Consider the following 1,157-nt stretch of genomic DNA (forward strand, 5'->3'; position numbering starts at 1 on the left):
TTTATGGGATCAAGACATGAGGAGTTGAAATGTCATTAAAACCGTTTGCGATATCAGAGATTAGCGACCCGTCTCAAGTACGGGTCGTTTTGTATTCTGGGGGAGGTTTTGTACATGCGCCGCTTAATGGCGTTTTTGATTTACTGAAAGCCGCTTTGAAAACAGAGCTTGATGGTTCACTGAAAGATTTAGAGAAGCGCTTAGAGGCATTAAGAGAAGAGTTTGAAGATTTGAAAGAGTGTTCATTAGACGAAGTACTCTGAATGATGTGAGGACGAAAGCAGATGAAGATACCCGATCATGAACATGAATATTTGATACCTGTCGCGACGAGAGAAGAAATGATAGCAGGAACTTCTCAAGACAGCGTTGTTGTTCCGAAGCTTTTAGGGACGGCATCTTTGTATTCGTATGAAACCTTTGCGCCCTTAGAGCAGGTTGTTAATGCAAGGAAAGAAGCAGAAAAAGCCATGGCGCGTGCGAATGGCGCGCAACAAACAGCAGATCAAGCGAAAACTATAGCAGATAGTGTCAAGGAATTATCGGATGCAGCAGCGACGACGATAGCGCAAGCAGCAGGCACAGCAGCGAGTGCAGTTACTACAGCTTCTGAAGCCAAGACGAGAGCAGAGACAGCTTTAGAGCAGGCAAATACGGCATTAACAACATCCAATGCCGCCAAGCAGACAGCAGAGATATCGAAAGCTTCTTCAGAAGATGCCAAGATGAAATCAGAAGCGGCAGAGAGGTTAGCGCAAGAAGCCAAGCGTATTGCGGAGGATACTAAAGGTGCAGCCGATAGAGTGACGACAGCGGTCACGGAAAGCTCTCAAAGAGTGACACAAGTTCAAGGCACAGTAGAGACAGCTTTGACAGAGGCAAGAGAAGCCAAGGCAACGGCAGGAGATGCAAAAACACTTTCCGAACAAACCAAGAGCGCTTTTGATGATGCCAAGCAGGTGATGGGTGAGGTGAAGAATGTTGCAGAAACGGCGGCAGCGAGCAGTGGGCAAGCTCTCACGACAGCGAAGGAAGCCAAGATGACAGCTGAGACAGCATCTTCGGTAGCCGGTGATGCAAAAGAAACGGCATTGAGAGCGTTGGCAGATGTCAATGACCTTAAACAATCGGTTGATCATGTCAAGAATACAGCTGAG

General features: G+C 47.1%; 1 protein-coding gene and 1 pseudogene. Both read left to right on the forward strand.

Features of this window, described 5'->3' with window-relative positions; genetic code table 11:
* Positions 1-29: 29 nt before the first annotated feature.
* Positions 30-263 carry a hypothetical protein gene (locus U736_RS0108770; protein ID WP_026500695.1) on the forward strand — a complete coding sequence of 78 codons (234 nt, stop codon included), beginning with the start codon at positions 30-32 and terminating at the stop codon, positions 261-263.
* 21 nt (positions 264-284) lie between these two features.
* Positions 285-1,157: pseudogene (locus U736_RS0108775) on the forward strand (alanine-zipper protein); the annotation flags it as partial.

The sequence above is a fragment of the Bartonella grahamii ATCC 700132 genome (genome assembly GCF_000518085.1).
GTDB classification, from domain to species: Bacteria; Pseudomonadota; Alphaproteobacteria; order Rhizobiales; family Rhizobiaceae; genus Bartonella; species Bartonella grahamii.

Bases quoted from the DNA above. Each gene is read 5' to 3' on its own strand.
- U736_RS0108770 (WP_026500695.1), top strand. From the start codon at position 30: ATGTCATTAAAACCGTTTGCGATATCAGAGATTAGCGACCCGTCTCAA.